This is a genomic window from Noviherbaspirillum denitrificans, assembly GCF_002211445.1.
Taxonomy (GTDB): Bacteria; Pseudomonadota; Gammaproteobacteria; order Burkholderiales; family Burkholderiaceae_D; genus Noviherbaspirillum; species Noviherbaspirillum denitrificans.
This window is the reverse complement of sequence record NZ_LSTO01000001.1, coordinates 2,016,453-2,034,010: the sequence shown is the minus strand read 5'-3', so window position 1 is coordinate 2,034,010 and position 17,558 is coordinate 2,016,453. Positions and strand designations below refer to the sequence as shown.

Annotated in this window: 11 protein-coding genes; 3 read left to right on the top strand and 8 right to left on the bottom strand. The window is 62.3% G+C overall.

What is annotated here, in order from left to right; translation table 11 throughout:
- Window positions 1-37: 37 nt before the first annotated feature.
- The 5 genes from ileS to AYR66_RS09955 all read right to left on the bottom strand — a co-directional run bounded on the left by ileS (window position 38) and on the right by AYR66_RS09955 (window position 6,112).
- Window positions 38-2,887, bottom strand: a complete 2,850-nt coding sequence (ileS, locus tag AYR66_RS09975; RefSeq protein ID WP_088709725.1) for an isoleucine--tRNA ligase — start codon at window positions 2,885-2,887, stop codon at window positions 38-40.
- Between the two features lie 64 nt (window positions 2,888-2,951).
- Window positions 2,952-3,929: a bifunctional riboflavin kinase/FAD synthetase gene (locus tag AYR66_RS09970; RefSeq protein ID WP_088707370.1), complete on the bottom strand. Its 978-nt coding sequence runs from the start codon at window positions 3,927-3,929 to the stop codon at window positions 2,952-2,954.
- A 76-nt stretch (window positions 3,930-4,005) separates the two neighbouring features.
- Window positions 4,006-4,830: a M90 family metallopeptidase gene (locus AYR66_RS09965; protein WP_088709724.1), complete on the bottom strand. Its 825-nt coding sequence runs from the start codon at window positions 4,828-4,830 to the stop codon at window positions 4,006-4,008.
- Between the two features lie 36 nt (window positions 4,831-4,866).
- Window positions 4,867-5,286 carry a YidB family protein gene (locus tag AYR66_RS09960; RefSeq protein ID WP_088707369.1) on the bottom strand — a complete coding sequence of 140 codons (420 nt, stop codon included), beginning with the start codon at window positions 5,284-5,286 and terminating at the stop codon, window positions 4,867-4,869.
- Window positions 5,287-5,386: 100 nt separating this feature from the next.
- The gene (locus AYR66_RS09955; RefSeq protein ID WP_088707368.1) at window positions 5,387-6,112 is read right to left on the bottom strand and encodes a 16S rRNA (uracil(1498)-N(3))-methyltransferase; all 726 of its coding nucleotides are present in this window, start codon (window positions 6,110-6,112) and stop codon (window positions 5,387-5,389) included.
- A 234-nt stretch (window positions 6,113-6,346) separates the two neighbouring features.
- On the opposite strand from AYR66_RS09955, the gene tkt reads away from it, so the two are divergent.
- Together tkt and gap are read left to right on the top strand one after the other, a co-directional pair.
- A complete protein-coding gene (tkt, locus tag AYR66_RS09950) occupies window positions 6,347-8,341 on the top strand; it encodes a transketolase (protein WP_088707367.1) in 1,995 nt (664 codons plus the stop codon).
- A 19-nt stretch (window positions 8,342-8,360) separates the two neighbouring features.
- A complete protein-coding gene (gene gap, locus AYR66_RS09945) occupies window positions 8,361-9,374 on the top strand; it encodes a type I glyceraldehyde-3-phosphate dehydrogenase (RefSeq protein WP_088707366.1) in 1,014 nt (337 codons plus the stop codon).
- Between the two features lie 58 nt (window positions 9,375-9,432).
- Here the strand turns inward: gap and AYR66_RS09940 are convergent, their stop codons facing one another.
- From AYR66_RS09940 to glnE, 3 genes are all read right to left on the bottom strand, one after another.
- On the bottom strand, window positions 9,433-12,636 hold the full coding sequence (locus tag AYR66_RS09940; RefSeq protein ID WP_088707365.1) for an EAL domain-containing protein: 3,204 nt from the start codon (window positions 12,634-12,636) through the stop codon (window positions 9,433-9,435).
- A gap of 38 nt (window positions 12,637-12,674) precedes the next feature.
- Window positions 12,675-12,869 carry a hypothetical protein gene (locus tag AYR66_RS09935; RefSeq protein ID WP_088707364.1) on the bottom strand — a complete coding sequence of 65 codons (195 nt, stop codon included), beginning with the start codon at window positions 12,867-12,869 and terminating at the stop codon, window positions 12,675-12,677.
- A 136-nt stretch (window positions 12,870-13,005) separates the two neighbouring features.
- Window positions 13,006-15,798, bottom strand: coding sequence for a bifunctional [glutamate--ammonia ligase]-adenylyl-L-tyrosine phosphorylase/[glutamate--ammonia-ligase] adenylyltransferase (gene glnE, locus AYR66_RS09930; RefSeq protein WP_088707363.1), 2,793 nt, complete (start codon window positions 15,796-15,798; stop codon window positions 13,006-13,008).
- Between the two features lie 110 nt (window positions 15,799-15,908).
- Here glnE and AYR66_RS09925 point away from each other — a divergent pair.
- On the top strand, window positions 15,909-17,558 hold a 1,650-nt coding region (locus AYR66_RS09925; RefSeq protein WP_337366885.1), incomplete at its 3' end, for a YhdP family phospholipid transporter.

Here is a 17,558-nt window from a genome sequence, read left to right as displayed (position 1 = left end):
GCGGCATGCCCGCCGCAGCGGGAATGCCAAAGGGGATTTAAGCGAACTTGCGGGTTTCGCCCTGGCCGAACAGGTTGCTCACGCAGCGGCCGCAGAGGCAAGGATGCTCGGCATTCGCGCCGACATCCGCGCGATAGTGCCAGCAGCGTTCGCACTTCTGTTGCGAAGACGGCGTCACGACCACACCTTCCTCCGCTTCGCTTGCGACCTTCGTCACCTTGGCCTGCGAGGTGATGAAGACGAACTTCAAGTCATCGCCGAGGCTTTCCAGCAGGGCCAGCTTGTCGCCGCTGGCCTTGATCTCGATTTCCGCCTGCAGCGACGAGCCGATGCCGCCGGCAACGCGCACTTCTTCCAGCTGCTTGGTGACTTCGGCGCGCAGTTCGCGCAGCGCGGCAAACTTGTCCAGCAGCGCGGCGCCGTCCGCCACTTCGGGCAGCGCGTAGTAGGTCTGCGTGAAGATGGTTTCGTCGCTCTCGGCAAAACCTTCCTTGCCGGCGAACACGGCCCAGGCTTCTTCCGCCGTGAAGGACAGCATCGGCGCCATCACGCGCAGCAGCGCATGGGTGATGTGCCAGATCGCGGTCTGCGCGGAGCGGCGCGCCTTCGAGGTCGTGCCGCAGGTGTAGAGACGGTCCTTCAGGATATCGAGGTAGAAACCGCCGAGGTCTTCCGAGCAGTACATCTGCAGCTTGGCAACCACCGGGTGGAACTCGAACACCTCGAAGTGCTGCAGGATTTCACCCTGCAATTGCGCCATGCGCGCGATCGCGTAGCGGTCGATCTCGAACAGCTCGGCCGCCGGCACCGCATCCTTCTTCGGATCGAAGTCGGACGTGTTGGCCAGCAGGAAGCGCAGCGTGTTGCGGATGCGGCGGTAGGCTTCCACGACGCGCTTGAGGATTTCGTCGGAGATCGATAGCTCGCCCGAGTAGTCGGTCGAGGCGACCCACAAGCGCAGGATTTCCGCGCCCAGCGAATCGGACACCTTTTGCGGCGCGACGACGTTGCCCTTGGACTTGGACATCTTCTTGCCTTCGCCATCCACCACGAAACCGTGGGTCAGCAGCGCCTTGTAGGGCGGCTGGCCATCAGTCATGGACGAGGTCAGCAGCGAGGAATGGAACCAGCCGCGGTGCTGGTCCGAGCCTTCCAGATAGAGGTCGGCCGGGAAGTGGGATTCGTCGGCATGCGAGCCGCGCAGCACGGTCTGGTGCGTGGAGCCGGAGTCGAACCACACGTCCAGCGTGTCCTTGTTTTTCACGTACATCTCGGCGTCCGCGCCGAGCAGCTCCTTCGGATCGAGCGCCTGCCAGGCTTCAATGCCGTTTTTTTCGACGAGCTTGGCTACGGCTTCGAGCAGTTCCGGCGTGCGCGGATGCAGTTCGCCGGTTTCCTTGTGCACGAAGAAGGCCATCGGCACGCCCCACTGGCGCTGGCGCGACAGGGTCCAGTCCGGGCGGTTGGCGATCATGCCGTGCAGGCGCGCTTTGCCCCAGGCGGGGAAGAAGGCCGTTGCCTCGACACCGGCCAGCGCGGTTTCGCGCAGGCTCTTGCCGCCGTCCTTCGGCGTCACGTCCATGCCCGCGAACCATTGCGAGGTTGCGCGGTAGATGATCGGGGTCTTGTGGCGCCAGCAGTGCATGTAGCTGTGGTCGAACATCACCAGCTTGAACAGCGAGCCGACTTCCTCCAGCTTGGCGCAGATCGGCTTGGATGCTTCCCAGATGGTCATGCCGCCGAAGAAGGGCAGCCAGGACGCGTACTTGCCGTCACCCATCACCGGCTTCAGGATTTCGTCATCGTTCATGCCGTGCGACTTGCAGGACACGAAGTCATCCAGGCCATACGCAGGCGCGGAGTGCACGATGCCGGTACCGGTGTCGAGCGTGACGTAGTTGCCGACATAGATCGGCGAGTAGCGGTCGTAGCCCTTGTCGGCGTTCGCAAACGGATGCTTGAACTTGATCATCGACAGCGCTTCGCCGCCGCAAGTGGCAATGATCTTGCCTTCCAGGCCATAGCGCTGCAGGCAGGATGCAACCAGTTCGGCGGCGAGCAGCAGCAGGATGGTTTCGCCGTTGCGCTCGGTCTGCACCAGCGCGTAGCGGTGTTCCGGGTGCACGTTCAGCGCTTGGTTGGCGGGAATGGTCCACGGCGTCGTGGTCCAGATCACCGCGTAGCCCTTGTCGGTCGGCAGCTTATCGAGGCCGAAGGCATGCGCCAGCTTGTCTTGTTCGGCGAACGGGAAGCCGACGTCGATCGCCGGGTCGCGCTTGTCCTGGTATTCCACTTCCGCTTCCGCCAGCGCAGAGCCGCAGTCGAAGCACCAGTTCACCGGCTTCAGGCCGCGGTACACATAACCCTTGTCGAGGATCTTGCCCAGCACGCGGATTTCATCGGCTTCGTTGCGGAATTCCATCGTCTTGTACGGACGGTCCCAGTCGCCGAGCACGCCGAGGCGGATGAAGTCCTTCTTCTGGCGCTCGATCTGCTCGCTGGCGTAGGCGCGCGACTTGGCCTGCACTTCTGCGGTCGGCAGGTGCTTGCCGAACTGCTTCTCGATCTGGATTTCGATCGGCATGCCGTGACAGTCCCAGCCGGGGACGTACTGCGCATCGAAGCCCGCCATGTTGCGCGACTTGACGATCATGTCCTTGAGGATCTTGTTGACGGCGTGGCCGATGTGGATGTCGCCGTTCGCGTACGGCGGGCCGTCGTGCAGGATCCACTTCGGACGTCCCGCGGATGCCTTGCGGATACGCTGGTAGATCTTCTTTTCCTGCCATTCCTTGACCCACTTGGGTTCGCGCTTGGCGAGGTCGCCGCGCATCGGGAAGGGCGTGTCGATCAGGTTGACCGGGTACTTGTTTTTTTGCTCGGACATGATGGTTTCTGTCTTAAAAATCGGGTGGATCAAACAGTGCCGTGAGGGCTGGCGTGTCTGATCGTCAAATTCGGTCGGTGGCGGAACTCGCCTGGGCTTCGCGCGCCGTGAAGAAGTCGTGCGCCTGCTGCGCGTCGCGTTCGATGGCGGCGGTCAGCGTGGGCAGGTCGACGTATTTTTCCTCGTCGCGCAGCTTCTTCAGGAATTCCACGCGCACCACCTTGCCGTAGCACTGCTCGTTGTAGTCGAACACATAGGTCTCGAGCAGCACCCGGCCCGCATCCTCAATGGTCGGCCGTACGCCGAGACTGGCGACGCCGGGCAGCGGCTTGTCGGCGAGTCCGTGCACCTGCACCACGAAGACGCCCGAAATGGCCGGTCGCTTGTGCGTGATGCGCAGGTTCATGGTCGGGAAACCGATCGTGCGGCCCAGCTTCTTGCCGTGCGCAACGTGGCCGGACACGGCGTAGGGATGACCGAGCAGTTGCGCGGCGAGGGCGAAGTTGCTGTCGGCAAGCGCGGCGCGTACGGCCGAGGACGAGATGCGTGTGCCTTCGTTCATGACGGTGGGCAGTGCTTCGACTTCGAAACCGTACTTCTTGCCGGCCTCGACCAGGGTGGCGACGTTGCCGGCGCGCTTGGCGCCGTAGCAGAAGTCTTCGCCGACCATCAGCCACTTCACGTGCAGTCCCTGCACCAGGACTTTTTCGACGAAGTCCTGCGGCGACATAGATGCGAAATGCGCGTTGAAGTGTTCGACGATGACGCGATCCACGCCGGCGTTTTCCAGCGACTGCAGCTTGTCGCGCAGGTTGGCAATACGGGTGGGCGCCCTGGACAAGTCGCCAGCCATGCGCGCAAAGAATTCACGCGGGTGCGGCTCGAAGGTCATGACGGCAGCTTCGACGCCGAGCCGCGTCGCGGCTTCACGCACGCGCGCAAGCAGCGCCTGGTGGCCGCGATGGACGCCGTCGAAGTTGCCGATCGTGAGTGCACATGCAGCCCGCGATGCAGCGTTGGGTAGTCCGCGAAATACCTTCATGCAGGTCGATCCGGGGTTTACGGAAAACCTACGATTATAAATGCTTTCGGCGGCTTTTCTTTTCCGCAAGGGGCGTTTAAAGGGGATCCTGCCGGTAATACAGGGACAGCAGCCTGAATACCTCCGGATAGTCCTCCGCCAGCGGCTCGGGCAGCACGAAGAAGGCTTCCGAGGCAACTGCAAAGAATTCCGCCGGATGCCGCGCGGCGTAAGGATCGAGCGGCAGGTCGCCGAATAGCGCGTCGTAAAGGGCGGCGTGTTCTGGCCGTTCGTCGTCGAAATCGGCTGGTAGCTGCACGTCGCGCGCATCCACGCGGCGCAGGAAGTCGTCGTAGGCTTGCGAAAACGCCTTTTTCCACTGCGCCGGATCAATTTCACGATGAAAATCCGCCAGGAACGGCGGGCAGCCGTTGGCGGAACCCCGCGCCATGTCGATCTTGTGGGTGAACTCGTGGATGACCACGTTGTACCCCGGCGCATCGATTTCCCGGGCGTCTTCCCAGGACAGGACGACCGCGCCGCCCGCATGCACCGCTTCGCCCGAGGCCGGCTCGTGCCATTCGTGGACCACGCCGGCTTCATCCATCTCGCTTTGCGGAATCATGAAGGCGGACGGGTAGACCACGATTCCGGACAGGTCGTCGTACAGGTCGAGCGTCAGGTTGAGCACCGGCAAGGCTGCCTGCGCAACGATCAGGACAGCTACTTCATCCGTCAGTTCAAAACCGGCCGCGCCTGTGAATGTCTTTTTGGCAAGGAGTTCCTCGCATAGCGACTTCAGGCGCAACAGCGCGTCCTCATCCAGACGATCGAGGAAAGGCAGACGCTCCAGGCAATCGGCCCAGAGCGGTGCGGGAATATCGGGTTTGCGGCGGTTGAAGAGTTGTTTGAGCCATTGCATATCGCGCATTGTCGCGGATAACGCAATGGCCTGCCATCAGTGGTAGCGTCCCAGGAAATGATCGAGCAGGCTGCTCATGTTGCCCAGGCCGCCCGGAGGAACATGGCCGGCCGGCGTCAGCTTGTCGATCAGGTCGGGCAGCATGTCGCCGAGCTGGCTGGCGGCTTCGGGTTCGGGCAAGCCGGTTTCCTCGGAAATCTGGCTGAGCTGTCCTGGGTCGAGTACCTGCTGCATCTGATCCGCTGTTATCGGCACGTTTTGCCCTGTACCGATCCACGACTGGATCACATTGCCCAGCCCGGCCTCGTTGAACTGGTGCACCAGGCCATGAACGCCGCCGGCCTGGCCATTGTTCGCGAGGAGCGACAGTGCCGCCTGCATCAGTTTCATCCGCGAATCCATCATCGGCAGCTGATTGCCGCCCAGCATGTCGATTGCCTTGTCGAGAATACCCATCCCGCACCTCCTGAACCGGCCGTCAAAAGCTCAACCATAGAAGAAACACAGGCGTGCCGCAGAGGAATTCGCTCGAAGTTTGATCCGGGTAGAACGAAGCCTACATTTCTCCCCACACTGCATTGAGCGCAGCGAGGGCGGCGAGGGCGGCGGTCTCGGTGCGCAAAACACGCGGACCGATGGATAGCGGGAGCACACCACGGGCGACTGCAAAGTTTTCTTCCTGGTCGGAAAAACCGCCTTCCGGTCCGACGAGCAGCGAGACAGCCTGCGGCGGATGGTGGCGCGCCCATTCGGAAAATGATTGCGTGGCGCGCGGGCAAAGCATGATGCGGGTGTGCAGGTTTTGTTGTTCGACCCAGTCGTCGAAAGCTGCCGGTTCGGAGATGTGCAACAGCCGGTTGCGGCCGCTCTGCTCGGCGGCGGAGGCGGCAATCCCGCGCCAGTGTTCGAGTTTCTTGGCGGCACGTTCGGCGTTCAGCTTCACGACGCAACGTTGCGCGGCCAATGGCTGGATTGCCGCCGCGCCGAGTTCCACCGCCTTTTCGATGATCCAGTCAATCTTTGTCCCTTCGGGCAATGCCTGCGCAATGGTAATGGAGTAGGGCAGTTCCGCCTCGCGCGGGGAAAAAGCCTTCACCTCCGCCAACGCCCGCTTTTTCTCGACGGCCACAAGCGTCGCCGCATATTCGCCCCCTTCGCCATTGAACAGCGTGATGGACTCGCCGGCGGGCAGCCGCAGGACGTGCAAATGGTGTGCGATTGCATCCGGCAGCGTGACGGTCGCGCCGATCGCGAGCGGGATGGGGCAGAAGAATCGGGCCATGGTTCAATTGATCATTTCAGCATTGACAACATTTGTGTTGTGTTCCCGACAAGGAAATGGACGGGCATCAAGACGATCCGTGCCGGGTGAGCGATATTCATGGCTGGTGTTGGCAAAACGGAATCTCCCCGATTGTAATTCCGGTTGGTTCAGTCTGGTAAAATAACGGGCTTTGCATCCGCCGGTTCCGCGAACCGGAGTCCGCTCCAAGACCCGCCACATACCTGATTTGACATGACTTCTTCTCTCCCCACCAGCAAAATGGCCAACGCGATCCGCGCGCTGGCGATGGACGCCGTCCAGAAGGCGAATTCCGGTCACCCCGGCATGCCGATGGGCATGGCAGAGATCGCCGTCGCCCTGTGGGCAAAACACTATCGCCACAATCCGGCGAACCCGCACTGGATCGATCGCGACCGCTTCGTCGTTTCCAACGGCCACGGTTCCATGCTGCACTATGCGCTGCTGCACCTGACCGGCTACGACCTGCCGATGGAAGAGATCAAGAACTTCCGACAGCTGCATTCCAAGACCGCCGGCCACCCGGAAGTACACATCACCCCGGGCGTCGAAACCACCACCGGCCCGCTCGGCCAGGGCATCACCAATGCAGTCGGCATGGCACTCGCGGAGCGCCTGCTGGCAGCTGAGTTCAACAAGCCCGGCTTTGACGTCGTCAACCACCACACCTATGTCTTCCTCGGCGACGGTTGCCTGATGGAAGGCATTTCGCATGAAGCCTGCTCGTTCGCCGGTGCACTGCGCCTGAACAAGCTGATCGCGCTCTACGACGACAACGGCATTTCCATCGACGGCCACGTCGAAGGCTGGTTCATCGATGACACGCCGAAGCGCTTCGAAGCCTACAACTGGAACGTGATCCGCAACGTCGACGGCCATGACGTTGCCGCCGTTGAAGCCGCGATCGCCGCTGCAAAGAAATCCGACAAGCCGACCCTGATCTGCTGCAAGACCGTCATCGGCAAGGGCAGCCCGAACAAGGCAGGCACCCACGACGTGCACGGCGCCGCGCTGGGCGACAAGGAAATCGCCGCCACTCGCGAAGCAATCGGCTGGCCGCATGCACCGTTCGAGATTCCGGCAGACGTCTATGGCGCATGGGATGCCAAGGCTTCCGGCCAGAAACTGGAAGGTGAATGGGATGCACTGTTCAAGGCCTACAGCGAGCGCTTCCCGCAAGAAGCCGGCGAGCTGCTGCGCCGCATGAAGGGCGAACTGCCGGGCAATTTCAATGACGTGGTCGATGCGTATATCAAGACCTGCGTCGAAAAGAAGGAAACCATCGCTACGCGCAAGGCCAGCCAGAACGCCATCCAGGCCCTGGCGCCGTCGCTGCCGGAATTCCTCGGCGGCTCCGCCGACCTGACCGGCTCCAACCTGACCAACTGGAAGGAATGCGTCGCGGTCCGCGCGGACAAGGCCGGCAACCACATCAACTACGGTGTGCGCGAATTCGGCATGAGCGCGATCATGAACGGCATCACCCTGCACGGCGGCTACATCCCGTTCGGCGGCACCTTCCTGACCTTCTCCGACTACAGCCGCAACGCAATCCGCATGGCGGCGCTGATGAAGGTCCGCTCGATCTTCGTCTTCACCCATGATTCCATCGGTCTCGGCGAAGACGGCCCGACCCACCAGTCGGTCGAACACGTCTCCAGCCTGCGCCTGATCCCCAACCTGGAGAACTGGCGTCCGTGCGACACGGTCGAATCGGCAATCGCATGGAAGCACGCCGTCGCCCGCCGCCATGGCCCGACCACCCTGATCTTCTCGCGCCAGAACCTGCCGTACGTCGAGCGTACTCCGGAGCAGGTTGTCGCGATCAACCGCGGCGGCTACGTGCTGCGCGACGCGGAAGGCGCGAAGGCCATCCTGCTCGCCACCGGTTCGGAAGTCGAGCTGGCGCTGAAGTCCGCGGACGAACTCGCCAAGCAAGGCATCCCGGTTCGCGTCGTGTCGATGCCCAGCACCGACCTGTTCGACCGCCAGGATGCCGCCTACAAGGCAAGCGTGCTGCCCAAGGGCCTGCCGCGCGTCGCCATCGAGGCCGGCGTGACTGATTTCTGGTACAAGTACGTCGGCCTCGAAGGTGCCGTCGTCGGTATCGACACCTTCGGCGAATCGGCGCCGGCGGGTGTGCTGTTCAAGCACTTTGGCTTTACGACGGACAATGTCGTCGCCAAGGTGAAATCGGTTCTAGCTTAAACACGTTCAGGAGAAAACCATGACTATTCGCGTCGCAATCAACGGCTATGGCCGCATCGGCCGCAACGTCCTTCGTGCATTCTACGAAGGCGGCAAGAAGCAAGACATCCAGATCGTTGCCATCAACGACCTGGGCAATGCCCAATCGAATGCCCACCTGACCCGCTACGACACCGCCCACGGCAAGTTCCCGGGTACCGTTGAAGTCGACGGCGAATTCATGATCGTCAACGGCGACAAGATCAAGGTGTTTGCGCAGCGCGATCCGGCCCAGATCCCCTGGGGCGAGCTGAACGTCGACGTCGTGCTCGAGTGCACCGGCTTCTTCACCACCAAGGAAAAGGCATCGGCCCACCTGAAGGGCGGCGCCAAGAAGGTGATCATCTCCGCGCCGGGCGGCAAGGATGTGGACGCAACCGTCGTGTTCGGCGTCAACCAGGATGTGCTGAAGGCCTCCGACACCGTCATCTCCAACGCTTCCTGCACCACCAACTGCCTGGCCCCGCTGGTCAAGCCGCTGCACGAGAAGATCGGTGTGCTGAACGGCCTGATGACCACCGTGCACGCCTACACCAACGACCAGGTGCTGACCGACGTGATGCATGAAGACCTGCGCCGCGCCCGTTCTGCGACCCAGTCCATGATCCCGACCAAGACCGGTGCTGCTGCCGCTGTCGGCCTGGTGCTGCCGGAACTGAACGGCAAGCTGGACGGCTTCGCAATCCGCGTGCCGACCATCAACGTTTCCATCGTTGACCTGTCCTTCGTTGCCGCACGTGACACCACCGTCGACGAAGTCAACCAGATCATGAAGGACGCTGCGGCAAGCGGCGCGCTGAAGGGCATCCTGACCTACAACACCGATCCGCTGGTCTCCGTGGACTTCAACCACAACCCGGCATCGAGCAACTTCGACGCTACCCTGACCAAGGTCTCCGGCCGCCTGGTGAAGGTGTCCTCCTGGTACGACAACGAGTGGGGCTTCTCCAACCGTATGCTCGACACCACCGTGGCACTGATGAACGCGAAGTAATCCACGTTCGCAACAATCAAAACGCCCCGCATGCCGGGGCGTTTTTCTTTTGTGCCTGTTACCAGCGCGGCCAGTCCGAGATCAGCGCCTCCGCGGCGATCTTGTCGACCGGCGGAGAGAAGTAGAAACCCTGCGCATATTCGACATCCAGCTCGCGCAGGTGGGAGAGATGCGCGGCGGTTTCGACGCCCTCGGCAATGATGTCCATGTTCAGCGTGTGGGCGAGCGTGACGATGGTCTGCACGATGTTGGCTTCGCGCCGGCTTTCATCCATGCGCCGGATGAACGACGCATCGATCTTCAGCGTGTTCACCGGGAACCGGTGCAGGTAGGACAGCGATGAATAGCCGGTGCCGAAGTCATCCATCAGCAGCTTGATGCCCTTGTCGCGTAGCTTGACCAGGACGGCGGCGGCTTCTTCCACGTGTTCCATGATGACGGTTTCGGTCACCTCCAGCTTCAGGCTGTCGGTATTGAGTCCGGTTTCGTCCAGCACTTGCTCGATCTGCTGCATGAGGTTGGGTTGCACGAACTGCCGGCCGGCAAGGTTGACGCTCATCTGCAGTGGCGGATATTCCGGAAACTTCATTTGCCACGCGCGCATCTGCCGGCAGGCCTCGCGCAGCACCCAGCGGCCGATGTGCACAATCAGACCGGTCTCTTCCGTGATGCGGATGAATTCATTAGGCAAGACCAGCGTGCCGTCTGCACGCCGCATGCGAACCAGCGCCTCGAAACCGGAAAGGTGCCCGGTGTCGAGTGCGATGATGGGCTGGTAGTGGACTTCGAATTCGCGACCTTTGAGTACGGCCTGCCGCAGCTTGGTTTCCATGTCCAGCAGCGCGACCGCGCGTTCGCGCAGGTTGGCCTCGAATACCTCGGTGCAGGCGCCGCCGCGCGCCACGGCGCGGTGGTTCGCCGTTTCCGCATCGCGCAGGATGTCCGCCGGATCGGTGTAACCCGGCTTGCCCAAGGCAATGCCGATGCTGGCAGTCGTGAACACCTCGTACGTCTCGAGCGTGTAGGCGCTGACGAGCGCGCCCTGCAGTTGTTCGGCGAAGCGTTCGGCCTCGCCGGCATCGTGCACATTGCTCACGACGATCGCGAAGTCGTCGCCGCCGAGGTGACCGACGCTGTCGCCCAGCCGCAAGCCATCGCTCAGGCGACGCGACACGTTGATGAGCAGCTGGTCGCCAACCTGCCGCCCGAGGCTGTCGGTGATCACGCGGAAACGGTCCAGCGAGAGGAAAAGCACCGCAAAGCCGTAATCGTTGCTTGACCGTGCATGCTCAATTGCATCGTTAAGCTTGTCCAGCATCAGCGAACGGTTCGGCAGGCCGGTGAGGCTGTCGCGCAGCGGTTCCTTTTCGATCACGGAGGCGATCATGATCCGCGCGGACGCAGCACCGATGACGCGTGCCAATTGCGCCTCGGAAACGCTCACGAGTTCCGCATCGGCTTCACGAGGCCATTTCAGGCCTTGGCGTTTTGCATAATCGGCAAAGGTGGCTTTCGCGCGCGACGGACCGAGAAAGCGCGAGAGCACGGCATGAAGTTCGGGCAGCGAACCGCGCGCCCGCCACACCTGTTCCGGCGATCCGCGCTCATGCTTGAACACGTCGACGAACAACGCGGCCTGCGTTTGCTCGATGGCCGTCTGCCCGGTCATGACAGATGCGCCGATAAAGGCACCGACATTGGCGAGCATGCTCCAGACCATTGCGTGTGTGATCTCGTCGAGGCCATTCAGTCCGAACAGCTGGAGCGGACGCAGCAATTCGATGCCGAACGGCCCCTGGGTGAGCAGGTCCATGGAGAGCCAGCCGGATCGCGCGAATGCAGGGATCATGAGGGTGTACATCCATAGCGTAAAGCCGGCGGCCAACCCCGCCAGCGCCCCCGGCCGCGTCGCGCCTTTCCAGTAAATCCCGCCCAGCACGGCGGGCGCGAACTGGGCAACCGCCGCGAACGAAATCAGGCCGATGGAAACCAACGCATAGGCTTCGCTGGCGAAGCGGTAATAGGCATAACCCATCAGCATGCCAAGGATGATGGTGACGCGCCGGATGCCAAGCAGCAGGCCGGACAGGTCGTTCCGTTCGGTCAGCTTGAGTTGCTTGATGCGCAGCAATGCGGGCATGACGAGGTCGTTGCACACCATGGTCGACAGCGCGATCGATTCAACAATAACCATCCCCGTAGCCGCCGAGAAGCCACCAATGAAGGCAAGCAGCGCCAGCGCCGGTTTCTCCTGCGAAAGAGGAAGCGTGAGGACGAAGGTATCCGGATTCACGCCGGTACCGGCGAAATGCAGCATGCCGCCTAACGCGATCGGCAGGACAAAGATGTTAAACAGCAACAAGTAAAGCGGGAACAGCCAGATGGCCTTGCCCAGATGCGCCTCGTCGACGTTTTCCACCACCGCCACCTGGAATTGGCGCGGCAGGAAAATAATGGCCAGCATGGATATGAGAGCCACGGAAAACAGCGAAGCCCAGCTGTGGTAGACGTCGATCCGGTCATTGCCGATCATGAAGGCCGCCTTGGCTTGCGGAAGCTGCTCTGCCTTGCCAAAGAGGTCCGGCAATCCGTTGTACATGCCCCAGGTCACGAAACCGCCGACGCACAGGAAGGCAACCACCTTGACCAACGATTCGAAGGCGACGGCGGCGACCATGCCCTCGTGGCGCTCGGCCGCATCGATATGGCGTGTGCCGAAAACAACTGTGAACGCGGCGAGGATGATGGCGACGTAGAAAGCTGTGTCCTGCCAGACCGGCAGCGATTCTGTCGAGCCGGCTACGGCAATGTGGGGATAATTCACCAGCACATCGAAGCTGGCCGATATCGCCTTGAGCTGCAGGGAAATGTAGGGCGTGACGCCGACCACGGCAATGGTAGTCACGAGTCCCGCGAGCAGGCCACTTTTGCCGTAGCGCGATGAGACGAAGTCGGCGAGCGACGTGATGTGGTTGTCCTTGGCGATGCGGATGATCTTGCGCAGGACCAGCCATCCCACGGTCATCATGATGGTCGGCCCGAGGTAGACCGGGAGGAAGCCGATGCCGCTGCCGGCCGCGCGGCCGACGCTGCCGTAGAAGGTCCAGGCCGTCGCATAGACCGCGAGCGACAGGGAGTAGACGTAGGCGTTGGAAATGACGCTCCTGCCGGTGGCCGCCGCCTTGTCGCCGTAATACGCCACCGCAAACAGCAGGCCGAGGTAGGCAAAGGCCACAACAACGATCAGGGCGCCCGGGATCATTCAGTCCCCTCAGCTGGACGGAGGAGGGAAGCCATCGCTCACCTCTTCTCCGCAACGTACGCCAGCAGAGCGATCAACCCGGCCCATGCGCCGAAGACATAGATGTACAACACGGGAATGCCCAGCACCATCGAGGGCTTGTTGAACAGGGCGAGCAGCGGATAGTTGAACAACAGGTTCCCGAGGAGGAACAAGGCAACCATCCGTTGCCCCTTGACATTAGGCTTGTTCATGCGGCACCCCCGGTTCCCGGCATCTGCTTGGACGCCCGGGTTTCCCACGCACTTGTACTTCAATCAAGATAGTAGCTTATGAAAGAAATGCAACTCGTTCAGGCGTGGAAATACCGCATGTGAATATGCCGTCGTGTCAGTCGGTTACACCCTCCATCAGAGTGGCTTTCCACAAGGCCTTGACCTGCTCACTTTGTGCTGCGACGCGTTCCATGTCCACGCGTGCCCGGTCGTTGCCCTGCAGACGGATCTGGTGCTGCAGCTTGCGGAACATCCGGTAGGCGTCGGCAACACCATTTGCCAACGTCGTGTCGATCAGGCCCAGCTCGCCGCACAGCTTCAACAGCGCGATGTTGCCGATGTCAGCTGTCAGCTGCGGGAAGCGTGACGCATGCAGCAGCACGAGGTACTGGACGATGAACTCGATGTCGATCATGCCGCCCGCATCATGCTTCAGGTCGAACTGAGTCGAGCGGTTGGGATGGGCATCGTGCATCTTCTTGCGCATCGTGCGCACTTCCGCGCGCAGCTTGCCTTCCTCGCGCGGCTGGCGCAACACGGTCTCGCGAATCGCTTCGAAGCGCGCGCCGATGGCCGTATCGCCGGCACAGAAACGGGCGCGGGTCAGCGCCTGGTGCTCCCATACCCAGGCCGATGCGGTCTGGTATTTTTCAAACGCAGCCAGGCGCGACACCAGCAGGCCGCTGGCGCCGTCGGGCCGGAGCGCGATGTCGATGTCGAACAGGATGCCGGCCGGGGTATGGCTGGTCATCCAGGTAATGAAGCGCTGCGCGAGTTTCGCGTACAGGGCGGGCGCTTCCTGGTCTTCGTCGTCATAGAGGAAGATGACGTCCAGGTCCGACGCGTAGCCGAGTTCCTTGCCGCCCAGCTTGCCGTACGCGACAACGGCAAACTTTGGCGTTTCGCGGTGACGATTGTGGATGGTTTGCCAGACAGCCCTGATCGTGGCTTCGACCAGGATATCGGCCAGCGCGGAAAGGTGGTCGGCGAGGCGCTCGACGGTCAGCGTGCCTTCGAGATCCTGCGCCAGCAGGCGGAACAGCTGTGCATGGTGCAGGTCGCGCAGCACGTTCATCTGGTGTTCGGTGTCGCCATGGGCGGCGTCGAGCTGGCGTTGCACTTCGCCGGCAAAGGCCTGCCAGTCGGGCGCGGCATTCAATGTGCGGTCCTCGAGCAGTTCGTCGAGCAGGATCGGGTGGCGGGTCAGGTACTTCGCCGCCCAGTCGCTGGCGCTCATCATGCGGATCACGCGGCCGAGCGTATGCGGATACTCGGTCAGCAGAGCGAGGTATGCTGCGCGGCGGGCGATGGCTTCGAAGAAATCGAGCAGGCGGCCCAGCGTCGCCCTGCGCGCATCGGTCAGCGCGGCGATCTGGGGCAGGGCGGCATTCACCAGCGCCTGCAGCTTGGTGCGGCTGCCGTCCGGCAGAGAGGCCAGCTTGGGCGATTGCCAGGTTGCGAGGAGACGCTGCGTTGCAGCAGGCACGTCGTCGAAGCCGAGCGCGGCGAGGCGTGCCTCGATGGCCTCGTGGCCGTCGTCGTGCGAGAGTGTGGCCTGGGCAGGTGTCTCCGCTGCCGGCGCCTGGGCCTGGCCGTTGCGCTTGTCGCTAAACATCGCATCGAACTGCGCCGCGACGATGGCGCGGTGCGCGTCGAGTTCTTCCAGCATCGCTTCGACGTCTGTGAAACCCATCATCTTGGCGACCGTCAGCCGGTCTTCCGGATTGGCCGGCAGCGTATGAGTCTGTGCATCGTCCAGGTATTGCAGGCGATGCTCGAGGTTGCGCAGGAAGGTGTAGGCGTCCAGCAGCTGGGTCACTTCCTCGGCCGTCAGCAGGTTCTTTTCGACCAGCGTGGTAAGTGTTTTCCGGGTCGAGCGGTCGCGCAGCGAGGCATCGCGGCCGCCGCGGATGAGCTGGAAAACTTGCGCCAGGAACTCGACTTCGCGGATTCCGCCACGACCGAGCTTGACGTTGTTGGTGCGTCCGGGATGGCGAGCTTCCTGCCGCACGACTTCGGCACGGATTTGCGCATGCATGTTGCGCAAGGCTTCGATGGCGCCGAAATCGAGGTAGCGACGGTACACGAAGGGGCGCACGATCTGTTCGAGCGTGGCGATATCCGAAGGACGTCCTGTCATCGCACGGGCCTTGACCCAGGCGTAGCGTTCCCATTCTCGGCCCTGGACGATCAGGTATTCCTCCACCATGCCGAAGCTTGCCGCCAGCGGCCCGGACGCGCCGTTCGGGCGCAGCGCCATGTCGACGCGGAAGGTGAAACCGTCCTCGGTAATCTCGGACAGCGCGCCGATCAGCTTCTTGCCGAGGCGGACGAAGAATTCATGGTTGGACAGCTGGCGCTGCTCCAGCGTGGTGGTTTGCGTGTCGCCGTTTTCCGGGTACACGAAGATCAGGTCGATGTCGGAAGAGACATTCAGCTCGCCGCCGCCCAGCTTGCCCATGCCGAGCACGATCATTTCCTGCGGCTCGCCTGATTCCTTGCCGATCGGCGTGCCGTGCGCCTCGATCATCTCGGCCGTCAGCGCGGCCAGGTGCGTTTGCACGGCAAAGTCGGCGAACTCGCTGATGGTCCTGAGCACCTCGTCCAGCCCGGCCTTGCCGGTCAGGTCGCGGTCGATCAGGTGGCAGACGACGAGGTTGCGCAGCCTGCGCATCGCCCGCGGCAGGGGCATGCCGGCCTCTGTTTCTTTTTGTAAAAGCCGGGCAAAATCGGCAGGTGTCATGGATAATCCGGCAATTTCCGCCGCCATGCCCGCGCGCGCCGGGTCTCCGTTGAGCCAACGCGCGTAGAACCGCGATGCAATGTTACTGGTCAAATAGGATTGAGTCACAATATCAAAGGGAGTGTCGGTAGGGGAGTCTGTGCGGGCGCATGGTCGTGCGATCATCGGTGCCCGCGTTTCCATGCAGGGGATATCCGTGCGAACATGATGGTTTCGCAACGCCTGTCCGGCCCTATTGTACGCTGCCTGTTTTTCCGCTGTCCTTGTCCTTATTGATGTCCATCGCAAAGCTCATTCCGCACAAGGTCGCTGCCGGCGCCGTCGCAGCCTGGCAGGCGAGCCTGGAATGTTATCGAATCGCCAACGCGGCGACCTTCCGGACACTCGGCGTGCTGCTCAAGCTCGCCGTCCTCATTTACTTTATTTTTTGTGCATTGGTACTCGGGCTGCGTTACATCGTGTTGCCCAATATCGACAATTACAAGCCGGACGTGGAAAGGCTGGCAAGCCGCGCGATCGGCAATCGGGTGACGATCGGCGATATCGATGCCGCATGGTCGGGACTGCATCCTCGGCTGGCGCTGGACAAGGTGGTCATCCATGACAAGTCCGGCAATCCCGCGCTGACGCTGCCGCGGGTATCGGCCACGCTGTCCTGGCTGACGCTCGCCCTCGGCGAACTGCGCCTCCAGCAGCTCGAGATCAGCCGTCCCGACATGGACATCCGTCGCGATGCGGAAGGCCGGCTGTACGTCGCGGGCATTTTTGTGGACACCGGCAAGGAAGGCGACGGCAAGGGGGCGGACTGGGTGCTGTCGCAGCGCGAGATCGTGATCCGCGACGGACGGCTGCGCTGGAACGACGAAAAGCGCGGCGCCCCCGAGCTGGTTCTCGACAAGGTCGACTTCCTGCTGCAAAACCAGTGGCGCCACCACCGGTTCGCGCTCAAGGCAACGCCGCCGGCGGCCTATGCCGCGCCGCTCGATATTCGCGCATCCTTCCTGCATCCGCGTTTCGCCGGCACGATGTCCGATATGAAGCGCTGGAAGGGCGAACTGTACGCCGACCTGCGCGATACCGACCTGACGGTATGGCGTGCCTACTTCGATTACCCGCTCGACATGCAGCGCGGGAAAGGTTCGGTGCGGGCGTGGCTGCAGTTCGACCATGCGAAGGTGGCGGACTTTACCGCCGACCTCACCTTGTCGAATGTGTCCGCCCGCCTGCGCAAGGACCTTGACCAGCTGAACCTGACCGAGGTCAACGGACGTGTTTCCGTGCGTGAGGATTTCAACCCCGACAGCGAAGACGGCACGCCATCTTTCGGCGAGAACGGGCACGCCATCTCGCTGACCGATTTTACATTGCAGACCGACGACGGTCTGTTCCTGCCGCGCACGACGATCAGTGAAAGTTATGCTCCCGCCAAGGCAGGCCGCCCTGCAAAGACGGAAATCCGTGCGCGCCTGATCGATCTGGAAACCATGGCCAGTTTCGCGGAGCGCCTGCCGTTGCCCGCGGAGCAGCGCGCAATGCTGGCCGACTTCGCGCCGCGCGGTGTGCTGAAGGATTTTTCTGCGCAATGGAGCGGAGCCTATCCGGCTATTTCCGCCTACAGCGTCAAGGGACAGTTCGCTGGCCTCTCGCTCAAACCCCAGCCGGCGCATCCGGCGCGGCTGAAGACGGCAAGCGAGCCTGCGCAGGCGGCGGTGCCGGCCATCCCCGGTTTCGACAACCTGACCGGCCGGGTCGATGCGAACGATCGCGGCGGCACATTCCAGCTGTCCTCCAGCAAGCTGGTGCTGCAACTTCCCGGTTATTTCAGCGAACCGGCCATGCCGTTCGAGACGCTGAACATGCAGGCGACCTGGGCATTCCAGGAAAACGACCAGCTGCTGCTGGACGTGCAAAAGATGGATTTCGTG

Excerpts from the sequence above, each read along its gene's own strand:
- ileS (WP_088709725.1), bottom strand. The coding sequence starts at position 2,887 with ATGTCCGAGCAAAAAAACAAGTACCCGGTCAACCTGATCGACACGCCC.
- AYR66_RS09970 (WP_088707370.1), bottom strand. The coding sequence starts at position 3,929 with ATGAAGGTATTTCGCGGACTACCCAACGCTGCATCGCGGGCTGCATGT.
- AYR66_RS09965 (WP_088709724.1), bottom strand. The coding sequence starts at position 4,830 with ATGCAATGGCTCAAACAACTCTTCAACCGCCGCAAACCCGATATTCCC.
- AYR66_RS09960 (WP_088707369.1), bottom strand. The coding sequence starts at position 5,286 with ATGGGTATTCTCGACAAGGCAATCGACATGCTGGGCGGCAATCAGCTG.
- AYR66_RS09955 (WP_088707368.1), bottom strand. The coding sequence starts at position 6,112 with ATGGCCCGATTCTTCTGCCCCATCCCGCTCGCGATCGGCGCGACCGTC.
- tkt (WP_088707367.1), top strand. The coding sequence starts at position 6,347 with ATGACTTCTTCTCTCCCCACCAGCAAAATGGCCAACGCGATCCGCGCG.
- gap (WP_088707366.1), top strand. The coding sequence starts at position 8,361 with ATGACTATTCGCGTCGCAATCAACGGCTATGGCCGCATCGGCCGCAAC.
- AYR66_RS09940 (WP_088707365.1), bottom strand. The coding sequence starts at position 12,636 with ATGATCCCGGGCGCCCTGATCGTTGTTGTGGCCTTTGCCTACCTCGGC.
- AYR66_RS09935 (WP_088707364.1), bottom strand. The coding sequence starts at position 12,869 with ATGAACAAGCCTAATGTCAAGGGGCAACGGATGGTTGCCTTGTTCCTC.
- glnE (WP_088707363.1), bottom strand. The coding sequence starts at position 15,798 with ATGATCGCACGACCATGCGCCCGCACAGACTCCCCTACCGACACTCCC.